This is a genomic window from Opitutus sp. sgz309028 (assembly GCF_059821195.1).
Genome location: NZ_JCAMRR010000005.1, coordinates 189,990 through 211,492, shown reverse-complemented (window position 1 = coordinate 211,492; position 21,503 = coordinate 189,990). Strand labels below are relative to the sequence as shown.

Annotated in this window: 19 protein-coding genes; 13 read left to right on the top strand and 6 right to left on the bottom strand. The window is 65.2% G+C overall.

The features are described 5' to 3' along the window. The first annotated feature begins 233 nt into the window (after positions 1-233). Positions 234-1,535, top strand: coding sequence for an NfeD family protein (locus tag AC6RV7_RS19125; RefSeq protein WP_500095800.1), 1,302 nt, complete (start codon positions 234-236; stop codon positions 1,533-1,535). Continuing rightward, positions 1,528-2,319: a slipin family protein gene (locus tag AC6RV7_RS19120; protein WP_500095799.1), complete on the top strand. Its 792-nt coding sequence runs from the start codon at positions 1,528-1,530 to the stop codon at positions 2,317-2,319. Before AC6RV7_RS19125 ends, AC6RV7_RS19120 begins: the two co-directional genes overlap by 8 nt. 32 nt (positions 2,320-2,351) lie before the next feature. On the opposite strand, the gene AC6RV7_RS19115 is transcribed toward AC6RV7_RS19120, so the two are convergent. From AC6RV7_RS19115 to AC6RV7_RS19105, 3 genes are read right to left on the bottom strand one after another with little or no spacing between them, the layout of a single operon-like run. Continuing rightward, entirely contained in the window at positions 2,352-3,116 is a 765-nt protein-coding gene (locus AC6RV7_RS19115) for an RluA family pseudouridine synthase (RefSeq protein WP_500095798.1), read from the bottom strand. Beyond that, the gene (locus tag AC6RV7_RS19110; protein WP_500095797.1) at positions 3,113-4,228 is read right to left on the bottom strand and encodes a hypothetical protein; all 1,116 of its coding nucleotides are present in this window, start codon (positions 4,226-4,228) and stop codon (positions 3,113-3,115) included. Before AC6RV7_RS19110 ends, AC6RV7_RS19115 begins: the two co-directional genes overlap by 4 nt. Next, positions 4,225-4,815 carry a Maf family protein gene (locus AC6RV7_RS19105; RefSeq protein WP_500095796.1) on the bottom strand — a complete coding sequence of 197 codons (591 nt, stop codon included), beginning with the start codon at positions 4,813-4,815 and terminating at the stop codon, positions 4,225-4,227. The genes AC6RV7_RS19110 and AC6RV7_RS19105 overlap by 4 nt, the downstream gene beginning before the upstream one ends. A gap of 150 nt (positions 4,816-4,965) precedes the next feature. On the opposite strand from AC6RV7_RS19105, the gene AC6RV7_RS19100 reads away from it, so the two are divergent. The 5 genes from AC6RV7_RS19100 (at position 4,966) to AC6RV7_RS19080 (ending at position 12,330) form a co-directional block, all read left to right on the top strand. After that, positions 4,966-6,618, top strand: coding sequence for an NAD+ synthase (locus tag AC6RV7_RS19100; protein ID WP_500095795.1), 1,653 nt, complete (start codon positions 4,966-4,968; stop codon positions 6,616-6,618). Next, entirely contained in the window at positions 6,615-6,845 is a 231-nt protein-coding gene (locus tag AC6RV7_RS19095) for a hypothetical protein (protein ID WP_500095794.1), read from the top strand. Before AC6RV7_RS19100 ends, AC6RV7_RS19095 begins: the two co-directional genes overlap by 4 nt. A gap of 18 nt (positions 6,846-6,863) precedes the next feature. Next, entirely contained in the window at positions 6,864-8,147 is a 1,284-nt protein-coding gene (gene hemL, locus AC6RV7_RS19090; protein WP_500095793.1) for a glutamate-1-semialdehyde 2,1-aminomutase, read from the top strand. A gap of 50 nt (positions 8,148-8,197) precedes the next feature. Further along, positions 8,198-9,970: a SpoIVB peptidase S55 domain-containing protein gene (locus AC6RV7_RS19085; RefSeq protein ID WP_500095792.1), complete on the top strand. Its 1,773-nt coding sequence runs from the start codon at positions 8,198-8,200 to the stop codon at positions 9,968-9,970. Between the two features lie 98 nt (positions 9,971-10,068). Beyond that, entirely contained in the window at positions 10,069-12,330 is a 2,262-nt protein-coding gene (locus tag AC6RV7_RS19080; RefSeq protein WP_500095791.1) for a hypothetical protein, read from the top strand. Positions 12,331-12,348: 18 nt separating this feature from the next. Here AC6RV7_RS19080 and AC6RV7_RS19075 read toward each other — a convergent pair whose 3' ends face one another. Together AC6RV7_RS19075 and AC6RV7_RS19070 are read right to left on the bottom strand one after the other, a co-directional pair. After that, positions 12,349-13,314, bottom strand: coding sequence for a tyrosine recombinase XerC (locus AC6RV7_RS19075; RefSeq protein WP_500095790.1), 966 nt, complete (start codon positions 13,312-13,314; stop codon positions 12,349-12,351). Between the two features lie 6 nt (positions 13,315-13,320). After that, entirely contained in the window at positions 13,321-14,010 is a 690-nt protein-coding gene (locus AC6RV7_RS19070; protein ID WP_500095789.1) for a MazG family protein, read from the bottom strand. A gap of 97 nt (positions 14,011-14,107) precedes the next feature. On the opposite strand from AC6RV7_RS19070, the gene trpC reads away from it, so the two are divergent. The 6 genes from trpC to AC6RV7_RS19040 all read left to right on the top strand — a co-directional run bounded on the left by trpC (position 14,108) and on the right by AC6RV7_RS19040 (position 20,773). Further along, a complete protein-coding gene (gene trpC, locus AC6RV7_RS19065; RefSeq protein WP_500095788.1) occupies positions 14,108-14,911 on the top strand; it encodes an indole-3-glycerol phosphate synthase TrpC in 804 nt (267 codons plus the stop codon). Between the two features lie 25 nt (positions 14,912-14,936). Continuing rightward, positions 14,937-15,764 carry a 16S rRNA (adenine(1518)-N(6)/adenine(1519)-N(6))-dimethyltransferase RsmA gene (rsmA, locus tag AC6RV7_RS19060; protein WP_500095787.1) on the top strand — a complete coding sequence of 276 codons (828 nt, stop codon included), beginning with the start codon at positions 14,937-14,939 and terminating at the stop codon, positions 15,762-15,764. Positions 15,765-15,810: 46 nt separating this feature from the next. Further along, positions 15,811-16,482 carry a hypothetical protein gene (locus AC6RV7_RS19055; RefSeq protein ID WP_500095786.1) on the top strand — a complete coding sequence of 224 codons (672 nt, stop codon included), beginning with the start codon at positions 15,811-15,813 and terminating at the stop codon, positions 16,480-16,482. Between the two features lie 17 nt (positions 16,483-16,499). After that, positions 16,500-16,994 carry a GNAT family N-acetyltransferase gene (locus AC6RV7_RS19050; protein WP_500095785.1) on the top strand — a complete coding sequence of 165 codons (495 nt, stop codon included), beginning with the start codon at positions 16,500-16,502 and terminating at the stop codon, positions 16,992-16,994. Positions 16,995-17,103: 109 nt separating this feature from the next. Beyond that, positions 17,104-18,972: an oligoendopeptidase F gene (gene pepF, locus AC6RV7_RS19045; RefSeq protein ID WP_500095784.1), complete on the top strand. Its 1,869-nt coding sequence runs from the start codon at positions 17,104-17,106 to the stop codon at positions 18,970-18,972. 151 nt (positions 18,973-19,123) lie between these two features. After that, positions 19,124-20,773 carry a SpoIIE family protein phosphatase gene (locus AC6RV7_RS19040; RefSeq protein ID WP_500095783.1) on the top strand — a complete coding sequence of 550 codons (1,650 nt, stop codon included), beginning with the start codon at positions 19,124-19,126 and terminating at the stop codon, positions 20,771-20,773. Here AC6RV7_RS19040 and AC6RV7_RS19035 read toward each other — a convergent pair. Continuing rightward, the gene (locus AC6RV7_RS19035) at positions 20,770-21,498 is read right to left on the bottom strand and encodes a LamB/YcsF family protein (RefSeq protein WP_500095782.1); all 729 of its coding nucleotides are present in this window, start codon (positions 21,496-21,498) and stop codon (positions 20,770-20,772) included. The two genes, AC6RV7_RS19040 and AC6RV7_RS19035, sit on opposite strands and share 4 nt — an antisense overlap. Positions 21,499-21,503 lie beyond the last annotated feature (5 nt).

Genomic DNA, 21,503 nt, shown 5'->3' with positions numbered 1-21,503 from the left:
GCGGCTTTGGCGACAAATGAAATCGAGCGAGGCTCAGTTGACGCGATGACCGCCAGCGATTCCCCGGGCAAACCAAGCCCGGAGAGCGAAGCTAAAATAATAGCCGAACACGGCGTTCATCGGTGCAACGAAGTGCTCCCCTCCACCCCGAAAGTCAACCACGCCGTCGACCGCGCGCCTTCGCCATTGCAGCCGCCCCCGCTTTCCGCTACAAAATCGAAGGCGAGGCCGTTATGTGGCGCGCGCATTTCATCGTCCTGCTGGGGGGACTGCTCTGGTCGACTGCTGGACTGGCCGCCGAACGTGTGGGCGTCATCACCATCGATGGCGCGATCGGACCGGCCACGGCCGACTACGTGATCCGCGCGGTGAAGGTCGCCGACGCGCAGCAGCATCAGTGTCTCGTCATCCAACTCGATACGCCGGGCGGCTTGCTCGACTCGACGAAGACGATCGTGCAGCGCCTGCTGGCCTCGCCGGTGCCCACGGTCGTGTATGTGACGCCGGCGGGCGCGACTGCCGCGAGCGCGGGCTGTTTCATCACCCTCGCCGCCGACGTCGCCGCCATGGCGCCGACCACGACGATCGGCGCCGCGCACCCGGTGGCGATCGGCGGAGCGCCGGGCACCGGCGACACGAAGGTCGACGACACGATGAAACAGAAACTCGAGAACTACGCCTCGACCTTCATCGAATCGATCGCCGCGAAACGCAGCCGCAATGTCGAATGGGCGCGCGCCTCGGTCCGCGAAAGCGCCTCGGCCACCGCGGAGCATGCGCTCGAGCTGCACGTGATCGATTTCGTGGCGCCGGATCTGACGACGCTGCTCGGTCAAATCGACGGCCGTCGGATCGGCGAACGGATTCTGCACACCCGCGGAGCGGAGGTCATCACGATCGGAATGTCGCCGCGCGAGCGCGTCTTCCAGCTTCTCTGGCGACCGGAGGTAATCTTCGTCCTGATGATGATCGCGATCTACGGCATCATCGGCGAACTCAGCAATCCGGGTGCGATCTTCCCCGGCGTCGTGGGCGCGATCGCGCTCATCCTCGCGCTGTACTTCGGCGCCATCTTGCCCATCAATCTCGCAGGCGTCGCGCTGATTGTCTTCGCGGTCGTGCTGTTCGTCGCCGACATCTACGCGCCCACACACGGCGTGCTCACGGTCGGCGGCGCGATCTCGTTTTTTCTCGGCGCGCTCATGCTTTTCGACACCGGCGACGCGGCGTTCCGCCTCTCGCTCGCGCTGGTCCTGCCGATGACGATCCTGACGACGCTTTTCTTCCTCTTCGTCGTCGGCGCCGGTCTGCGCGCGCAGTCCCTGCCGATCCGCGCCGGGCGCGAAACGATGCTCGGCCGCGTCGTGCCTGCGCTCGACCGTATCGGCGCCACTCGCGGCCGCGTGTTCGTCGAAGGCGAAACCTGGAACGCCGTCAGCGACGTTCCCGTCGAGCCCGGCATGCCCGTCGAGATCGTCGGCTTCGATGGACTGACCCTGCGTGTGAAACCTTCAACCCGCGAATCCCATGTCTGACTACGGCGTTCTCATCCGGCATTTCCTGAACTGGTTCGTGCCGACCTTTTTTCTCCTCGCGATCCTCCTGCCGCTCGCGGTCCGCGTGCTGCGGGAATACGAGCGCGGCGTCATCTTCCGACTCGGCAAACTCCATCGCCGCGGCGCCAAAGGTCCCGGTTTGATCTTCCTGATTCCGATCGTCGATCGGATCGTGAAAATGGATCTGCGCGTCGTGACCATCGACGTGCCAAAGCAGGAAGTCATGACGCGCGACAACGTGCCCGTCACCGTCGACGCCGTCGTGTATTTCCGCGTGATCGATCCGGTCGCCGCCGTCATCAAAGTGGAAAATTTCATCAAGGCCACCGCACTGATCGCGCAGACGACGTTGCGCAGCGTGCTCGGTCAAGCCGAGATGGACGAGCTCCTCGCCCACCGCGACAAGATCAACCAGACGCTGCAGGAAATCATCGACCGCCAGACCGATCCGTGGGGCATCAAGGTCACCGCCGTGGAAGTCCGCGACGTCGCACTGCCCGACACGATGAAGCGCGCGATGGCGAAGCAGGCCGAGGCGGAGCGCGAGCGGCGCGCGAAGATCGTCAACGCCGAGGGCGAGTATCAGGCCGCGCAGAAAATGGTGCAGGCCGCCGAAATGATGAGTCACCAGCCGATCGCGCTGCAGCTGCGTTTCCTGCAGACGATGCGCGAGGTCTCGAGCGAGCATAACACGACCACGTTCGTCCCGATCCCGATCGACCTGCTCGCTCCGTTCGCGCGGCCGGCGCAGGAAAAATCCTGAAGCGCAGTCCGAACGGGGAACGCGGGCGCCACCTACTTGAGCGCGGCCGAAAACTCTTCGGGCAGCGGCGCCGTCGCCGCAAACCGCCAGCTGCGTCCCTGCCACGTGTATTCAAAACGTGTGGACAGCGAATGCAGAAACAGCCGCTTCGTGCCGGCGCGCTTCGCGAAGTCGCGGTTGCGCCGAAAGTCGCCGTAGGTCTGATCGCCGACGATCGGGAGGTGCCGCTTCGCGCACTGCACGCGCAGCTGATGGCTGCGGCCGGTGCGCGGCTCGAGCTGGAGCAGCGACCGCGCGTCGCTCCCCGTACCGCGCGACGCGATCACCCGCATCTGACATTCCGCCGGCACGTGGCCGGCCGACGCGGAGGTGCGGATCTGGCCGCCTTTCTTTTGGACCGCGAGCAGGTCTTTCCAGACGTCCGTCGTCCGCGGCGGCTTTCCGAATACCAACGCCTGATAGATTTTCGTGACCTGCTTCCGTTTGAAATGCGCGCGGATCTCCGCCGCGAGCGCCGCGTCGGCGGCGACGAGGATCACGCCCGAGGTCGCCGAGTCGAGGCGGTTCAGCAGCCACAGCCGGCCCGCACCCGTGTCACCGTTCCACTGATACGATTCCGTCGCCTGATCGTAAGGCACCGTGAGCAGCGCCCGAGGTTGGTCGCGCGACTCGTTGGGATGCGACAGCGTGCCGGACGGTTTGGCGAGCGCGCCGAGGCCGTTGGCGTCGGCCGCAAGCAGCACGACGTCGCGCCCGAGCGGCAGCGCCGCCCAGAAGGTTTCCGCCGGGCCGCTCACTGATAGTAGAAATTGAACGTCAGCTCCTGCTCCTCGCCAAGGACCGCGATCATGTCCTCCGTCCAGTCGCCATACGGCGCGCGCGAGGTGATCGCGGAGACGCACGATTTCTCGGCTTGGATTCCCGCCGTGCCGCCGGCTTCCACGATCTGCGAAACCTCGCCCTTGGCGTTGAGCTTGAACACGACCTTCACGTGCGTGCCGTTGACGGGATAAACGCGGCTCTCGATCAGGATCCGCTCCCACTGGATCTGCACGGTGTCGATCAGCTTCTGCAGATACTGGCCGTAGTTGCTCCATTTCGCGTCCCACGCGGCAAGGCCGATGTTGCGCGTGCCGAATTTGTTTTCCTGAAAAATCGCGGGCCGCACCTGCTGCTGCCGGACGATCTGCGGTCGCGGCTGCGGACGTTTCGGATCGATGCGCGGATGCACGCCGGTCGCATTTTCCACCAGCGGCGCGTCCTTGGCGCCTTCGATGTATTCGGGGGTCGACTTCGCGTTCTCGCGCAGCGGCGAGACGCTGCTGCCGTAGGCATTGAGATTGTCGCCCTCGCTTTTGTCGAAACCGCTCAAGGGCACCTGCTCCTGCCGCGGCGACGCCTGCTCTTCCTGCGCCGCGGCGGGCTCGGGCGGCGGGGCCGGCATGGTCTCGAGCGGCTGTGTCAACGAACCGGATACGACCTGCGTCGACTCGATGTCGGTGCGGCCTTCCATCGCAGGCCGGTCGCTTTTGTCGTCCGTCGTGGGTTTCTCCTGCGCCGCCTGCTGGTTTTGCGCCGCGAAATTGTTGGTCCGATCGGGGATGTTCTCGGGCGCATTCGGGTTGGCCTCCACGAACCGGCTGGGCGGCGGCACCTCCGGTTGCGCCTGCAGTTCCGAATCCGGCGTGAGCTCGATGTTGAACTCGCGCGGCACGGGCGGCCGGATGACGCTGGGCAGCGCATCGCCGTGCAGCATGAAAGCCCGCGGACCGAGCATGAAGATGACCAAATGCACCAGCACCACGCCGAGCAGGCCGATGGCGACGGAGCGCGAATCGGGATCGTCCCACACCCGCTTCCAGGAGCGGCGCAGCGAAGCGGGCGGTGGTGAAGCAAGCAAATGGCTCATGTCGATCCGGCTGGAGAGGGAAACTCAGGCAGGAGACCCACTCGCGTCAAAATTTGTTTCGTCGCCTCCATCGGCAGGCCCATGATGTTGGTGAACGATCCGTCCCAGCGCTCGATGATGAGTTCGCGGCCTTCCTGGATTCCGTAGGCGCCGGCTTTGTCGAGCGGGTTGACCACCTCGAAATACGCGTCGATCACGCGGTCGTCGAAGGACTTGAACGTCACCTCGCTGCTCACGCCTTCGTCGATCGTCACGCCGCGGTTACGCTGGCGCAGCGCCACGCCGGTGAAAACGGTGTGCGTGCGGCCCGCGAGCCGCTTGAGCATCGCCCGGGCATCGGCGAGATCGCGGGGCTTGTTCAACACCAGCGAATCGAGAAAGACCGTCGTGTCCGCGCCGAGCACCCAAGCGTCGGGCCGACGCTCCGCCACCCAATCCGCCTTCAACGCGGCGTTGTGCGCGACCATCACGCGGGGGTCGGTCGTTTCTTCTTCGTGTTCGGTCACGTCCGCCACGATGACGTCGAACGGAAGCCCAAGTTTCCCGAGCAATTCGCGCCGGCGCGGCGACGCGGACGCGAGGATCAAGGAGGCGGGCGGCGGTGAGTTCGGCGAACCGGACATCGGACCACGCTTCGTGAGTGCGCCCCGGAATTCAACGCTCAACTCGTTCGCCCTCGCGCAGCGGGGAGTTGTCAGGCGGCGCAAAGCCCTCCACGTTGCCGGCCTTCCACACCCATGCGCATCGGGCTCGCTCAATTCAATCCCACGGTCGGCGATCTGGCGGGCAACCGCCGCAGGATTCTCGAGGCGTATGCGACGCTCGTCAGCCAGGGCGCGGAGCTGGTCGTGTTTCCCGAGCTCGCGGTCTGCGGCTATCCGCCCCGCGACCTGTTGTTCAAGCGCCGTTTCGTCAGCGATTGCGAGGACTCGCTCCGTGAAATCGCGACCCACATCGGCGCCGTGCCCGCGCTCATCGGCACGGTCGAACAGAATCGCACCGGCCACGGCCGGCCGGCATTCAACGCGGCCGCGTTCTGCCGCGAGGGCCGCGTCGTCACGAGCGCACACAAATGCCTGCTGCCGACCTACGATGTCTTCGACGAAGACCGCTATTTCGAACCCGCCGAGAAATCGACCGTGATTGACTACGCCGGTCGTCGGATTGGCGTCACGATCTGCGAAGACATCTGGACACACCCGACGATCAGCACGCGCCAGCTCTACCGCGGGATCGATCCGGTCCGCCAGCTGGCCGCGGAAAAATGCGACCTGATGGTCAACCTCTCCGCGAGTCCGTGGTATCTCGACAAGGGCCACGTTCGCAATCAGCTCATCGCCGACGCCGCCCGCGCGCTCGGCTGTCCCGTCGCCTACGTCAATGTCGTCGGCGGCAACGACGAGTTGATCTTCGACGGTCGCAGCGTGGTCTGCGACGCGCAGGGCAACGTCACCGCCGGTCTCGCCGCGTTTGCGGAGGAGCTGCGCGTCATCGACGTCGGTTCGCCGACGCCCACCGCGCCGCAGCTCTCGCCGTCGTTCGCGGAAGACGACTGGCAGGACATGTTCGACGCGCTGGTGCTCGGTCTGCGCGATTACGCGCACAAAAGCGGTTTTAAACGCGCGTTGATTGCGTTGTCCGGCGGCATCGATTCGGCCCTCGTGGCCGTCATCGCCGTGCACGCGCTCGGGGCGGACAACGTCATGGGCGTGTCGCTGCCGTCCGAAATTTCCTCCCAACACTCGCGCGAGGATGCGCGGAAGCTCGCGGAAAATCTCGGCATCCGTTTCGAAACCGTCGCGATCGGCCCGGCCGTCGCCGCCACCGAAGCGCAGCTCCAGCCGCTCTTTGCCGGACGCGAGCGCGACGTCGCCGAGGAGAACATCCAGGCGCGTATCCGTGGCGTCATGATGATGGCGTTCTCGAACAAGTTCGGCTCGCTCCTGCTCACGACCGGCAACAAGAGCGAAATCGCGGTCGGTTACTGCACGCTCTACGGCGACATGGCGGGCGGCCTCGCGGTGATTTCCGACGTCTTCAAGACGCAGGTCTACGGCCTCTCCCGCTGGATCAACCGCGAGCGCGAAGTGATTCCGGAAAACACGATCGTGAAACCGCCGTCCGCGGAGTTGCGCCCCGGCCAGGTCGACCAGGACAGCCTGCCGCCTTACGACGTGCTCGACGCGATCCTGAAAGGTTATGTCGAGCAGGGTCTGTCGCGCCGAGACCTCGTGGCGCAAGGTTTCGCCGAGACGGTCGTCAACGACGTCGCCCGCAAGGTCGATCTCAACGAATACAAACGGAAGCAGGCCGCGCCCGGCCTCAAGATCACTCCGCTCGCATTCGGCGTAGGTCGCCGCATTCCCATCGTGCAGAAATACGTCAGTTGAATCTCCCCGCCAAGCTTCTCGGTTTGCTGATGCTCGGCGCCAGCGCCGTGGCGTATTTCCGTTTCCGGCGCGGACTCACGCGCGGTTACACCGGGCCGCGCCGCCGGCCGATTCGTTATGAAACGTCGCCATGGCGTTTCAAATTCGCCCTCGCCTCGCATTTGCTCGCGCTGCTCATCTGTCTCATCGGCGCCGCGCTCTGCCTCGGGCACGGTTTTCGTCACTGACGTTTTCTTTCGTTCGCCATGTCCACGACCTCCTCTGAACAACTTTTCGCCCGCGCGAAACAACTCATGCCCGGCGGCGTCAACTCGCCCGTGCGCGCTTTCCGCTCCGTCGGCGGGGCGCCGTTCTTCGTGAAAGCCGCGCGCGGCGCCACGCTGATCACCGCGGACGATCGCGAGTTGATCGACTTTGTCTGCACGTGGGGCCCGGCGATCCACGGTCACAATCATCCGCGCGTGCGCGACGCCATCGCCGAGGCGCTCGAGCGCGGCACGTCGTTTGGCACGCCGAATCCCTACGAGGTCGAAATGGCCGAGCTGATCGTGCGGTTTTTCCCGTCGATCCAGAAGGTCCGCATGTGCAACAGCGGAACCGAGGCGACGATGTCCGCGATCCGCCTCGCGCGCGGTTTCACCCGCCGCGACAAGATCGTGAAGTTCGCTGGCTGTTATCACGGCCACTCCGATTCGCTCCTCATCAAGGCCGGCTCCGGCGCGCTCACACACGGCCATCCCGACAGCGCCGGCGTGCCGAAATCGTTTGCGCAGGAGACGGTCGTCGTCGCCTACAACAATCGCGCCGCGCTCGCGGAGGCGTTTGCCGCCAATCCCGGCCAGATCGCGTGCGTGATCCTCGAGCCGTATTGCGGCAACGTCGGCTTCATCATGCCGGACGCCGGTTATCTCGCGTATGTGCGCGAGCTCTGCACCCGCGAGGGCGCCGTGCTTATTTTCGACGAAGTGATGACGGGGTTCCGTCTCGCGCGCGGTGGCGTGCAGGAACTCGAGAACATCACGCCCGACCTCACCTGTCTGGGCAAAATCATCGGCGGCGGTTTGCCCGTCGGGGCCTTCGGTGGACGCTCCGAGATCATGGATCTGCTCGCGCCAGTCGGCCCGGTTTACCAGGCGGGAACGCTCAGCGGCAATCCGCTCGCGATGGCCGCCGGCATCGCCTGCCTGCGGCTGCTCGACGAGGAAAATCCCTACGCGCGCCTCGACGCCCTTGGCCAAAAACTTCGCGATGCCGTCGTCGTTGCAGCGAAGGAAAAAGGCCTGCCGGTGCAGGTCCCGCAGCGCGGTTCGATGTTTAGCATTTTCTTCACCGCCACGCCGGTGCGCGATTATGCGACCGCATTGACCGGCGACGCCGCGCTCTTCGGCCGGTTCTTTCACGCGTGTCTGCAACGCGATGTCTATCTCGCGCCGAGCGCCTACGAAGCCGGTTTTATCAGCACCGCGCACGATGGCGCCGCGATCGATCGGGCATGCGAAGTGCTTGCTTCGTCGCTGCGCGAGCTCTGAAATCCCGCTGTCGTTTGTCCTCCTCCGTTTTGTCCTTCGTCTCTCTGGTAATGCGCCGTCGTTTGTCCGTCGTTATTTTCCTGGCCGCGCTCTCCGGCCTGTCGTTTGCCGCCCAACCCGCGTCGCGGGAAATCATTTCCGTCGACGAGCTCAAGCCCGGCCAGCGCGGCGAAGTGTGGACCGTGTTCCGCGGGACCGAACCCGAGCCGTTCACCGTCGAGGTCACCGGCGTCGTGCGCAACGCTCTCGGTCCGGGCAAGTCCCTGATTCTCTGCGAGCTCACCGATCCGCGCGTGCAGAAAATGGGCGCGGTCGCCGGCATGAGCGGCAGCCCGCTCTACATCGACGGCAAGCTCGCCGGCGCGCTCAGTTACCAGATCCAGAAATTCGAGACCGTGCGCTACGCGGGCTTCACGCCGGCCGCCGATCTCATGGAAGTGGAAACGAAGATGGCCGCCGCGCTCGCTCCGGCGGCGCCCGCGATACCCGCTTCGTCCCCGCAAACCGCGGCCACCGACAACCTGCGTCCGCTGAAACCGGTGTTCACGCTCAGCGGTTTGAGCCCGGTGGTCGCCGATCTTTTCGCTCCGCGCCTCGCGGCGCTCGGACTCACCGCCACCTCGCTCGGTGGCAGCATGGCCGGCGGCACGAACTCCGATCTCTCAGCTTCGAATTCCGCAACGCCGACGGCGTCGCTCACGCCCGGCTCGGCCGTCGCCGTCGCGCTCGCGACCGGCGATATCACGCTCGCCGGCACCGGCACGGTATCGGCCGTCGACGGCCAGAGCATCACCGCGTTCGGTCACCCGATGATGTCGCTCGGTGACGTGTCGCTGCCGATGTGCGCGGCGGAAATCGTTACCATCCTGCCGTCGCAGATGCAGTCGGTGAAGGTTGCCAACACCGGCCCCGTCATCGGCACGATCACGCAGGACCGGCTCTCCGCCGTTTCGGGCATGCTCGGCGCCGGCCCGGAAATGACCGACGTCGAGGTGGTCGTCCATTCCGCCAGCGGTCCCGCGAAAACGCTGCATTTTTCCGTCGCGCGTCAGGAGCACCTGACACCCGTGCTCGTCGCCACGGGCGTTAGCCAGGCGATTCTCGGCTCGAACGACGCCGGTCTGAGCAAGGGTTTCCGGTTGCGCAGCGACATCGTTTTTCCCGCAAAACCGCGGCTCGCCACGAGCACGCTCTACGCCGGGCCGCAAGGTTTCCAACAGGGTCTGAACGAGTTCATGCAGGACCTCGCGCAGAATCTGCAGAATCCCTACGAGAAGACGTTTCCCGGCCGCGTGGTCTTCAGCGTCGAACCGCTCGAGCGGAATCCCGCGATCACGCTCGAACTTTTCCAACTCTCCCGCTCCAGCGCGCGCGGCGGCGACGTCGTGCAGGCGACACTTTCGTGGCGCGATTACCAGGGCGATTCGCAGCGGCAGACGTTCGAGATTCCGATCGATCCGGCGTGGGTCGGCAAAACGCTCGATGTGGTCCTCGCGCCCGGCCGCGTGCTCGACGAAATGTCGGGCCGTCCGCGCGTGCTCGCCGCGTCGCAGTTGCGCAGCTTCGACGCGTATCTCGATGCGTTGCGCGAGGCCCGGCCGGCCGACGGACTCTGTCTCGCGGTCGTCGAAAAAACGCGTCTCTTCACCGACCAAACGAGCGCGACGCCCGAAGCGCCGTCCTCGTTCGAACGGATCGCGCGCGCCGCCGACGAAGCGCGTTTTAACCAAGTCGACGCGGCGCTCCCGCTGTGGGAAACGCATGTGCTGGCCGGCAAATTGTCCGGCGTGACGCTGCGACGCTCGCTGAAGATCGTGGAGTGATTTCACGGCCGGTCCTGGACCGGCCTTTTGGTTTTGCCGGGCTGACGCGATGCGGACGCCCGCTTGCCTTTTCCTTCAATCGATTCCGTTTTTCTCCCGTGATCCGCGGTTTTTCCCTGCTCCTGCCCTGCCTCGCGTTGGCCAGCGTCGTCGCTCACGCCGAACCGCTCTCGCGGTCCACCGAGATCGATTTTTTCCGCGACGCCCCCAGCCGCAGTTTGAAAGGATTCGCCGCCCGCTCGGACGGCCGCCTCGTCGCGGGGCCCGCGCTCACGGAGCTCGCGGGCGACGCGCCCGCCGATCTTTTCTGGAGCCTCGCGCCGACGAAAGATCCCGCGAAATGGCTGCTGGGCACCGGTCCCGACGGAAAGATTTTCGAGGTCTCGCTCGATGCAAAGACGCGCGCGTTCACGACCCGCGAACTCGTGAAGCTGGACGAATCGCACGTCTTCGCGCTCGCACCGCTTACGGATGGATCGCTGCTCGCCGGCACTTCGCCTAAAGGCGCACTCTGTCTCGTGCGCGACGGCCAACAGGTGGCCCGCGTCGGCCTGCCGGTGGATTCGATTTTCGATCTGCTGGTGTTGGACGGCAAAACCGCTCTCGCCGCAACCGGCAATCCGGGTCGGATCTACCAGATCGATTTGTCCAAGTTCGCAAAAGCGGGCGTCGCCGCGGAGAAACTCACGGATCAGAAACAGCTCGCCGACCGGGGCATCACACTCTTTGCGGAGATCCGGGATCGCAATGTCCGCCGGCTGACGCGTCTGAGCGACGGTCGCATCGCCGCCGGCTCCGCGCCGAAGGGCAACATCTACACCTTTGAACCCGCCGGCGCGAAGGCGGATGCCCCCTCGCATCGTCCGGTGGTGCTTCAGGAGAACCGCGACGCCGAGGTCACGGATCTTTTGCCGGCGGAGGACGGCGGCCTGTTCGCGACGCTCACCTTTTCCGGCGGTTCCGGCGAAGCGCGCATCACGCCGGGCGGTCGTGGCAACAAGGATACTGCGGAGCCGATCTCGCTCCTGCCGCCGGCGGCGGATCGCTTCAGCGGACGCAGTTCGCTGGTGTGGATTCCCGGCGGCGGTTTTCCGGAGACGCTCGCGTCGCGCGGCAACACGGCGTTTTACCGCGTCGCCCGTCACGGCGACCTCCTGATCGTCACCGGCGGCGAACAGGGCGAGGTCGTCGGCTACGACCTCAAGCAACGCCTCTCACTCACGTTCGCGGGTAGCATCGCTTCGCAACTGAACGGCCTCGCATCCATCCCGAACCAGCCCGGACGTTTTCTCGCGATGCGCAACAACGCGCCCGGTTTCGCATTGATCGATTTCGCCGGGCAAGACGCGCGTGAAGCCGAAACGCGTCGCATCGATCTCGGCGGCCCGTCGCAGATCGGCGCGCTGCGTTTCAACCGGCTGCGCGATATCGCACCGAACGCCTTGCAGGTCTCGCTGCGCACGAGCAACGGCAGCGACGAAATCGAGGGTTGGTCCGACTGGACCCCCCTGCGCGAGCATGATGGCGGTTGGAGCGCGGAGAACCTGCGCGGCCGCTACATCAAGCTGCGCCTGACCCTGCCTCCCGCCGCCGCGACCACCGCGCAAATCGACAAGGCGGATCTTTACGCGCTCCCGCAGAACCGCCGGCCGCAGTTGCAGGAATTCCGTTTCCTCTCGGCCAACTTCGCCCTGGTCCCCTCGCCCGAGCCGCCACCGCCGGTTGTCGTTTCGCTGGGCCAGGTGATCCAAAGCGGAAACAAGGACGCCGATGCGAAACAGAAAGGTGCGTTCCTCGGCAGCCAGGTCGTGCCCGCGCCGGGAATCCAGGTGGTCCTTTGGACCGTGGTCGATCCGGATGGCGACAACCTCGAGGTGACGTTCTCGCTCCGCCGCGAAAACGAACCGGCCTGGACCGACATCGCAGTCAACTCCCGCGACAGCTACGTGCAGTTCGACACCTCGCATTTCGCCGATGGGGTTTACTTCACCCGCCTCAGCGTATCCGAAGTTGCACCACGCGCGCCCGCGGATCGCCTGAGCACGACCATCGAAACCGACGATTTGATCGTCGACCGCACCGCGCCCGAGATTCTCGAAGCCTCGGCCCGCCGCCAGGGCGACAAGCTCGTCGTGACCGTTCGCGGCCGCGACGCGCTTTCGCTCGTCGACGGCATTGAAGCGATCTTCAACAACGGCGCGCGCGAGCACACCGAACAGCCGGTGGATGGCATCCGCGATAGCCGCGACGAGACGTTCAGCCTCGAGGTGCCCGCCGATCGGATCGCCGGCGCCACCGCCGTAGAAGTCACGCTTTACGACACTGTCGGCAACACGCGCAGCCGCCGGCTCACGTGGTGACGCGCCGCATCTGCGCCCTCACGCGCGCGGGTGCGCCTTCGCGTAAATCTCCTTCAGCCGCGCGACGCTCACGTGGGTGTAAACCTGCGTGGTGGCGAGCTCCGCGTGTCCGAGAAGTTCCTGAACGAGCCGGAGGTCCGCGCCGGCATTCAGCAAGTGCGTGGCGAACGAATGCCGCAGCTTGTGCGGCGTGATGTCGTGCGGCAGGTCCGCGAGCGCGAGATAACGCTTCAGCATTCGCTGCACCTGCTGGACCGACATGCGTTCGTGCGCGGTCGTGACGAGCACCGGCGCGGCATAACCGGTATCTCGCGCGAATCTCCTTTTGAAGTCCGCCACCAGCGCGGTGGCGACGCGCCCGAGTGGACACAGCCGCTCCTTTTGTCCCTTGCCCAACACCCGTGCCACGCCGGACTCCAGATCGATGGCACCGTAATCGAGTGCCACGAGTTCGCTCACCCGCAACCCCGCGCCGTAAAGCAGCTCCATCACGAGGCGGTCGCGGTGGGCGGTGAAGGCGTCGACACCTTCGTTCTGCAACAACCGCTGCGGTCCCGCGAGGAGCCTCGTCATTTGCTCCTCGGTCAAAAACTTCGGCAGCCGCTTCTCCATTTTCGGCAGCGGGATCCCGAGAAACGGATCCCGCTTCACGCGCTCGTGGCGCAGCCAGTATTTGAAAAACGAACGCAGCCCCGACACGTGATTGCGCAGCGTCCGTCGTCCAAACCGTCGCTGCGCTTCGATGACGAAATCGCGAATCTCGCGCGGGCCGAGCGCGTCGAAACCGCCGGCCCACCAACCGGCGTCAACCAGCCAGCGGTAAAAATCCTCGAACGCCTGCCGGTAGTTGCGAACCGTATACGCCGAGTAGCGTCGCTCCTTCGCCAGAAAATCGGCAAACGGCTGCCACCACGCGGCCATGATTTCCGCCGGGACGGATCTCGCGGCGGCGCCCTCGTGCGAAGCTGGGGCTTTCTCGCCCATCCGGGTTCAGCGAAGATGGCCGGAGTCGGCCGCGCCGACCTTTTCCTCGATCGTTCGCATGACTTTCGTCGCGTGCAGCCGCAGCGCGCCTTCCGGATCGAGTCCCTGGGCCCGCGCCGCCGCGGTGAGCTCAAATAACTGGCGGCCAAGCGTCTCGGCCTCGAGCGTGCGCTCCAGCGCGAGGACTTGCGCGCGGTCCACCACGCCGTCCGTCGGCAGTTGTTTCTTCTCGATCTGCTTCCACACGGCCTCGGCAAACATCAACGCCGGCAGACGCGGCGGCAGTTCCTTGAACAGGCCGGGCCCTTTCGCGACCGGTCCGTTCTTTTTCTCCTGCGCCTTGATCGCGTCCCATTGCGCGATCACCTGGTCCGACGTATCCAGTTTTCCACTGCCAAAGACATGCGGATGACGGCGGATGAGCTTCTCGTTGATCTCGCGGGCGACGTCGTCGAAGTTGAACTGCCCGTTCTCCTCCGCGATGCAGGCGTGAAACACCACCTGGATCAGCACGTCGCCCAACTCCTCGCGCATGTGCGGGTAGTCGCCGCGGTCGATGGTGTCGATCAGCTCGCTGACCTCGTCGATCAGGCAGCGCACCAGTGACGCGTGGGTCTGCTCCTGGTCCCAGGGACAACCGCCGTCCCGGGATCTCAATCGGGCCATCGTTTGCCGAAGATCGTCGATCGCGCTCATGGGTTGAGGAGAAACCACGAAAGCGGGGAAATACACGAAAATTCCTGACGAAATCTGTCTCGTTTTCGCGTCCCGCGTGTGTTTCGTGCTTGGGTTCATGTCCGATAAACTCACGGAGATCATGGCTCACAAGCGGCGCGAGATCGCTCCGCTGATCCGGCCCGTGCCGGAGTCCGAACTGGCCGCGCTCGACGCCCGTTTGCCGCGGGCGCCGTCGTTTGCCGGCGCGTTGCGTCGCCCCGACGGCGATCTCGCGGTGATCTCCGAGATCAAGCGCCGTTCGCCGTCCGCCGGCGACATCAAGGCCGGCGCGTCGTCGCTCGAGCAGGCGCAGCGTTATCAGACGGCGGGCGCCGACGCGCTGTCGGTGCTCACGGACGAAAAGTTTTTCGGCGGCACGCTCGACGACCTGCGCGGCGTCACGGCGCATTTCCGGTCGGTCGCGCCGGCGCGGCCGTGTTTGCGCAAGGATTTCATGGTGCACCCGATCCAGGTCCTGCAGGCCCGTGAAGCCGGCGCCAGCGCGATCCTGATTATCGTTCGCGCGCTGGAGGATGCCGAAATCCAGACGCTGTTTTCCGCCGCGCAGGCCGCCGGTCTCGACGCGTTGTTCGAAATTCATCGCGAAGACGAGCTCGAGCGGGCCGTGCGGCACGGCGCCAAAATCATCGGGGTCAACAACCGCGATCTCGCCATTTTCAAAACCGACCTCGGCTTGAGCGAGCGGCTGATTCCGCAATTTCCGCGCGACGTGATCGCGGTGAGCGAGAGCGGGATCTTTACCGCCGCGGATGCGGCGCGCGCGCGCCGCGCCGGCGCCCATGCGGTCCTCGTCGGCGAGGCGTTGATGAAGGCGGCGGATCCGGCGGCGTTGATCGCGGATTTCCGTCGCGCCCGCTAGTCTCACTGTTTCGGTTGCCTTTCCGATGCCGCTGACGCCCTCCGCCACCCGGGAGTTGCTCGCGAAGCTGGGGCATCAACCCAAGCGCTTCCTCGGGCAAAACTTTCTCGTCGACGGCAACATTGTCCGGAAATCGCTCGAGCTCGCCGAAATCAAGCCCGGCGATCGCGTAGTCGAGATTGGTCCCGGCCTCGGCACCTTGACGTCGTCGTTGCTCGAAGCCGGCGCGGAGGTGTGGGCGGTCGAAAAAGATCGGGCGATGCATGCGCATCTCGCCGAATCGCTCGTGCCGCGTTTTCCGGATCGCTTTCATCTGCTCGAGGGCGACGCGGTGGAGCATCCGCTCGCGGGGCTGAGTGGCGACGCCGCGGCATCGTTCAAGATCGTCGCGAATCTGCCTTACGCGATCGCCACGCCGTGGCTCGACGAAGTGCTGAGCGGCCCGTTGCCGGAGCGGATGGTGTTGATGCTGCAACAGGAAGCCGCGCAACGCTACGTGGCCCAACCTGGCACAAAATCGTTCGGCGCCATTTCGATTTTCCTCCAATCCGCATTTGCCGTCGCGCCCGGCCACAAGGTCGAGGCCGCGTGCTTTTTTCCGCGACCGGATGTCGATTCGTATCTCCTGCATCTCGTGCGTCGGCCGCAGCCCTTCATTTTTCCAACTGAAACGAAGACGCTGATCCGGGCGTGCTTTCAGCAGCGGCGGAAGCAAATCGGCGGACTGCTGCGGGGATTGGCCGCCGACCGCGGCGAGCGCTGGCTCGCGCAGCTCGAGGCAGCCGGCGTGACGCCACAGACCCGGCCCGAAGCCATTTCCACGGAACTTTGGCAACACCTCGCCCGGTCGTAAAGTAACCGCCTTGAAAGGCGGCCGTCTGTTTCTAACCTTCGCTCCCATGCTTCGTCGTTTGCTCCTGCTTCTTCCCCTCGCTCTCTGCTGCGCGGCCCCCTCCGCCGTCGCCCAAGGCACGCTCGCCGGCAGCGTCGAGGGTAAAACCTACCTCTCGCCCACCGGCGCCTTTCGCGTGACGATCCCGGTGCTGCCCGAACTCGGCGCCACGATCACCGATACGGAAAACGTGGTGACGTTTCAGGACGACTTCAGCGTGCTCGCAACGATCGCGGCGTTCCCGATGGACGCAACGCAACGGTGGGAGTTTTCCACCCGCGGCACGAAGGACTATCTCGCTTATTTTTTCGGCAATGTGGTCATGCCGGATTTTCAACAGAGCTTCCCGGGGGCGCGGGTTGAAAGCGCCAAGTTCGCCCCCGGCATTCAGGACGGCGCGCTCCTCGTTTACCTGCTACTCCCCGGCGGCTCGATGTTCGCGCACAAACTTTCCTTCGTCACCAGCGCCGACCAGGTGCCGGACGCGAAGCGCGGCAATCTTCTCCTCGTGCGCAACGGCTGGGTGTTCGTGCTGAGCATCGAACTCGCCGAGCGTGTGCTCGAACGAAGCTCCTACAACAAAACGCCCGCGGAAGAGGACGACATCCTTCGCGGGCGACTCGTCGAGCTGCTCGGCAAGATCACGTTCACCGTTCCGCCTGCCGAGGCCGCCAAGTAAAGCGGATCCCCGCTCCCATGATCGTCCGCGACGCGCAGCGATCGGATCTGCCGCGAATCGTCGACATCTACAACGCGACGATTCCGAGCCGGATGGTCACGGCCGATCTCGATCCGGTGACGGTCGAGAGCCGCACGCCTTGGTTCGAATCGCACCCGTCCGAGCGCCGACCGATTTGGGTCGCCGAGCGTGGCGCCGACATCATCGCCTGGCTGAGCTTCGATCCGTTCTACGCGCGTGCCGCCTACGACGGCACGGCGATGCTCGCCGTCTACGTCGATGCCGCGCATCGCGGTCAGGGGATCGGAAAACATCTGTTGCAACGCGCCTGCGAACGCGCACCGCAGCTCGGCCTGCGCGTGCTGCTCGGCTACATTTTCGCGCACAACGAACCGAGCCTGCACCTTTTTGCCCGGTTCGGTTTCGAGCGCTGGGCCTATTTGCCGGGCGTGACGCGACTCGATGGCGTCGATCGCGACGTGGTGATCGTCGGACGGCGCGTCGCCGACTGAGCTGGTTTTTTCGATTGCGACGGCTGCAGCGTCGGCGCGACGGCCGATGGCGGTCCGGCCGGTTTTCCCGCTGGTTTTCGGCCGACATTTTCGCAGGCTGTCGGGCACGATGAAATTCACCCATTTGATGCTATTTTCCACCCTGCCTCTGCTCGCTCCGGCGCTCGACGCCGCCGAGCCCGCGACGCGCGACGCTGCGGCCACCTGGGACCTCACGCCGCTGTTCGCCGACGATGCGGCGTGGCGGGCGGCCAAGGACCGTCTCGCGGCCGGCCTGCCGAAGATCAAGGAGTTCGAGGGTAAACTCGGCCAGAGCTCAGGCGCATTGCTGGCGGCGATGGATTACGTCGAGGACCTGCGCAACACCTACATCCGGCTCGCGGTTTATGCCTCGTTGAAACTCGACGAAAACACCCGCGACGCCTCCTCCCTCGAGCGACAGCAGGAAATCGGGCTGCTCGGCACCGAGTTTTCGCGGACGACCAGCTTCATCGATCCGGAACTGCTCGCCGTCGGCGAAACCAAAATCCGGCAGTTCCTCGACGCCGAGCCGCGGTTGAAACCGTATCGTTTCCGGCTCCTCGAAACGCTGCGCGCCGCGCCGCACACGCTCGGCGCCGAAGCCGAGGGCGTGCTCTCCGCCGCGGGCCTCGTCACCGCCACGCCGAGCGCGCTCTACGGCATCCTGACCAACGCCGACCTACCCTGGCCCACGATCAAGCTTTCCGACGGCACCGAAGCCCGCCTCGATCAGGCCGGCTACACGAAGTGGCGCGCGATTTCGAACCGCGCCGACCGCCAGGCGGTGTTCGAAGCCTTCTGGAAAAAATTCCGCGAATACGAGCGCACGTTTGGCGTGTCGCTTTTCTCGCAACTGAAGACCGACTGGTTCAACGCCAGCACCCGCAAATACCCGAGCACCCTCGCCGCCGCGCTCGACGCCGACAACATTCCGGAGGCGGTCTATCGCACGCTCATCGCCGAGACCAACGCCAACCTCCCCACCCTGCACCGCTACTTCAAACTTCGCGCGCGGATGCTGGGCATTTCCGACCTGCGCTACTGGGATATCTACCCGCCGATCGTCGCCCTCGACAAAAAGTTTCCGCTGGCCACCGGCCAGGAGCTCACGATCGCCGCGATCGCCCCGCTCGGCGCCGACTACAAGCAGCTCTACGCCGACGCCCTCGCCGGCCGCTATACGCACTATTACCCGCAACCGGGCAAACGCTCCGGCGCCTACATGAGCGGCAGCGTGCACGACGCGCACGCGTATGTGCTGATGAACTACAACGACGACTACGAATCCGTCTCGACCCTCGCGCACGAATGGGGCCATGGCGTGCATTCGCTGCTCGCCAACGCCACTCAGCCTTCGACCGACGCCCGTTATTCGATTTTCACCGCCGAAATCGCCTCCACGCAAAACGAGGTGCTCCTTCTCGACCACATGCTGAAGGTCGCGCAGAGCGATGAGGAAAAACTCTATTATCTCGGCTCCGCGTTGGAAAACATGCGCGGCACGTTCTTCCGCCAGGCGATGTTCGCCGAGTTCGAGCTCGCGATTCACGAGATCGTCCAGAAGGGCGGCTCGCTCTCCGGCCAGAAATTCAGCGAAATCTATGGCGACATTCTCCGCCGTTATCACGGCGATGCCGAAGGGGTGCTGAAGATCGACGATCTCGTCACCATCGAGTGGGCTTACATCCCGCATTTCTACCGCCGGTTTTACGTTTACCAATACGCCACGTCGATCGCCGCCGGCACCGCCTTTGCCGATCGCATCCTTCGGGGCGAGCCGGGCGCCGTCGACACCTACCTCGAACTGCTGAAGGCCGGTGGCTCCGACCATCCCTACGATCTCGTGAAGCGCGCGGGCGTCGACCTGGCCACGCCCCAACCGTATCGGGCGCTCGTGGCGCGCATGAACTCGATCATGGACCAGATCGAGACGATCCTCGCCGCCAAAAAGAAATAGTTGCCCGCAGCGCGCGCATCTGCCCGCGATGCGCGCGCCCCGTGGGCGGGATCGAACCATCCGAGGCCGACGGACGTTGCCATCGGCCGGCAACCTCCTTTCGCTCCCGTCTCCCGCGCCTCCGCCCGATCTCCTTCGCCTTCGACTTCCCGTGTCCTCCGTTCCGCCCGCCTCCTCGACTTCGCCGAGCCATGAACCCGCCGCCGGTTCGCCGCTCCTCGACTCCGCGATCCTCCGGGCGTTGATGGACACGATCCCCGACCGGATCTACTTCAAGGATCTGCAAAGTCGTTTCGTCACCGTCAACAAGGCCTACGTTGCGTGGCACGGCGTCGACTCGACGGAAGCGGTCGTGGGCAAAACCGACTACGACCTGTTTGCGCCGGTCCATGCCGACGTCGCGTTCGCCCAGGAGCAGGAGATCATCCGCACCGGCGTGCCGATGATCGCCAAGGTCGAGAAGCTCACCCTCAAGGACGGCACGATCGCGTGGGGTTCCGCCACCAAGATGCCGTGGCGCGATCCGTCCGGAAAAATCATCGGCACCTTCGGACTCACCCGCGACATCACCGCCGCGAAGCAGGCCGAGGAAAAACTCGTCGAGGAACGCAATCTCCTCCGCACGATCATCGACCACCTGCCGGCGCGGATCTACGTGAAGGACCTCGCGTCCCGCTACCTCCTCAACAACCTCGCGCACCTCGCCACCCTCGGCGTGCACCGGCAGGAGCAGGCGACGGGACGCACCACGTTCGACTTCTTTCCCAACGAACGCGGTCAGCAGGCCATTACCGACGACAAGGAGGTGCTCGCTTCCGGCACCCCGATTCTCAACCAGGAGAAATCCGACTTCAGCGCGTCAGGCCAGACGCATTGGTCGCTCACCACCAAGGTCCCGCTGCGCGACTTGCGCAACCAGATCGTCGGCCTCGTGGGCATCAGCCACGACATCACCAAACGCAAGGTCGCCGAAGAGGAGCTGCGCCGTCGCACCGCCGAGATGGAAGCCGATGTTCAGATGGCCCGGCAGGTGCAGGAATCGTTTTTCTCCCGCTCGTATCCGGTTTTTCCGCGCGGCGTGCCGGTCGAGTCCAGCGCGCTCAGCTTCGCGCACCGCTACATCCCCGCCACCACGCTCGGCGGCGACTTTTTCCACCTCGTGCAGTTGTCCGACACCCGCTGTGGCGTGCTCGTGTGCGACGTGATGGGCCACGGCGTTCGCGCCGGACTGCTCACGGCGCTGATTCGCGGCGTCGTCGGAGAACTCGATCGTCGTGCCGCCGATCCCGCTCACGTTCTCGCCGAGATCAATCACAGCCTCGCGCCGATTCTCGAACAGACCGGCCAGCCGGTGTTCGCGACGGTCTTCTACGGAGTGATCGACACCGAGCTCGGCTCGCTCGTCTTCGGCAACGCCGGACATCCCCCGCCGCTCGTGCGGCGTCGCGATGGCCGGATCGAAGCGCTCGCCACCCCGAACCCGGAACCCGCCGCCGGCTTGCTGGGCGTGTTTCGCTACACCCAGCGCGCCGTGGATTTCCAGCCCGGCGACCTTCTCTTCGGCTTCACCGACGGCGTCATCGAGGCCCCCAACAGCGAGGGCGAGGAGTTCGGAGACGAACGACTCGCGCAACTTCTCGCCGGCTCGGCCGACACCAGCGCCGAGCTGCTTTGCGCGCGTGTCGTCGCCGAACTCGCGGCGTTCAGCGGGCGCGACACCTTCGAAGACGACGTCTGTTTCGTCGCCATCCAGTCCACCGGCACCACCTGCGTCGTGCAGCCGGTTTCCTACGAAATCTAGGCGCCAAACGGGCGTAACGTCACGCCGTCCGCCTCCAGCGCGTGCCGGAGGGCTTGCGCCAACGCCACCGCGCGCTCGCCATCGCCGTGCACGCACACCGTGTCGGCGTGCACGGGCACCGTCGTGCCATCGACCGCGATCACGACGCCGTCGTGCACCATGCGACGCACCTGCGCCACCGCCGCCGCTTCAGTGGAGATCAGCGCCGCCGCCTCTGTCCGCGGCGTCAGCGATCCGTTCGCTTGATACGTGCGATCGGCAAACACTTCCTCCGCGATCGGGAGGCCTTTCGCCCGACCCGCCGCGACGAGCTGACTGTTGGCCAAACCGAAGAGGATCAGCGACGGATCGACCGAAAGCACGGCGTTCGCGATAACATCCGCGACTCCGCGTTCGCGCGCCGCGAGATTATACAGCGCGCCATGCGGTTTCACATGTCGCACCGGCCCGAGTTCTCGCAGCGCCTCGATTTGCGCGATCACCTGGCGGGCGAGCTCGCGCGGGGTCAGGGGAATTTCGCGTCGGCCGAAATGCTCGCGATCCGCGAATCCCGGATGCGCGCCGACGCCGACGTGATTGCGATGCGCCAGCTCGACCGCCTTTTTCATCGTGGCCAGATCCCCGGCGTGCGCCCCGCAGGCGATATTCGCCGACGTGATCAGCGGCATCAACTCGCCGTCCCACGCGGTCCCTTCGCCCAGATCGCAGTTCAAATCGACCGTCATGCGCC

What these genes read in the sequence shown, in the direction of transcription:
- trpC (WP_500095788.1), top strand. Translation starts at nt 14,108, where the DNA reads ATGTCCGATAAACTCACGGAGATCATGGCTCACAAGCGGCGCGAGATC.
- AC6RV7_RS19100 (WP_500095795.1), top strand. Translation starts at nt 4,966, where the DNA reads ATGCGCATCGGGCTCGCTCAATTCAATCCCACGGTCGGCGATCTGGCG.
- AC6RV7_RS19075 (WP_500095790.1), bottom strand. Translation starts at nt 13,314, where the DNA reads ATGGGCGAGAAAGCCCCAGCTTCGCACGAGGGCGCCGCCGCGAGATCC.
- AC6RV7_RS19055 (WP_500095786.1), top strand. Translation starts at nt 15,811, where the DNA reads ATGCTTCGTCGTTTGCTCCTGCTTCTTCCCCTCGCTCTCTGCTGCGCG.
- AC6RV7_RS19035 (WP_500095782.1), bottom strand. Translation starts at nt 21,498, where the DNA reads ATGACGGTCGATTTGAACTGCGATCTGGGCGAAGGGACCGCGTGGGAC.
- rsmA (WP_500095787.1), top strand. Translation starts at nt 14,937, where the DNA reads ATGCCGCTGACGCCCTCCGCCACCCGGGAGTTGCTCGCGAAGCTGGGG.
- AC6RV7_RS19070 (WP_500095789.1), bottom strand. Translation starts at nt 14,010, where the DNA reads ATGAGCGCGATCGACGATCTTCGGCAAACGATGGCCCGATTGAGATCC.
- AC6RV7_RS19085 (WP_500095792.1), top strand. Translation starts at nt 8,198, where the DNA reads ATGCGCCGTCGTTTGTCCGTCGTTATTTTCCTGGCCGCGCTCTCCGGC.
- AC6RV7_RS19050 (WP_500095785.1), top strand. Translation starts at nt 16,500, where the DNA reads ATGATCGTCCGCGACGCGCAGCGATCGGATCTGCCGCGAATCGTCGAC.
- pepF (WP_500095784.1), top strand. Translation starts at nt 17,104, where the DNA reads ATGAAATTCACCCATTTGATGCTATTTTCCACCCTGCCTCTGCTCGCT.
- AC6RV7_RS19125 (WP_500095800.1), top strand. Translation starts at nt 234, where the DNA reads ATGTGGCGCGCGCATTTCATCGTCCTGCTGGGGGGACTGCTCTGGTCG.
- AC6RV7_RS19110 (WP_500095797.1), bottom strand. Translation starts at nt 4,228, where the DNA reads ATGAGCCATTTGCTTGCTTCACCACCGCCCGCTTCGCTGCGCCGCTCC.
- hemL (WP_500095793.1), top strand. Translation starts at nt 6,864, where the DNA reads ATGTCCACGACCTCCTCTGAACAACTTTTCGCCCGCGCGAAACAACTC.
- AC6RV7_RS19120 (WP_500095799.1), top strand. Translation starts at nt 1,528, where the DNA reads ATGTCTGACTACGGCGTTCTCATCCGGCATTTCCTGAACTGGTTCGTG.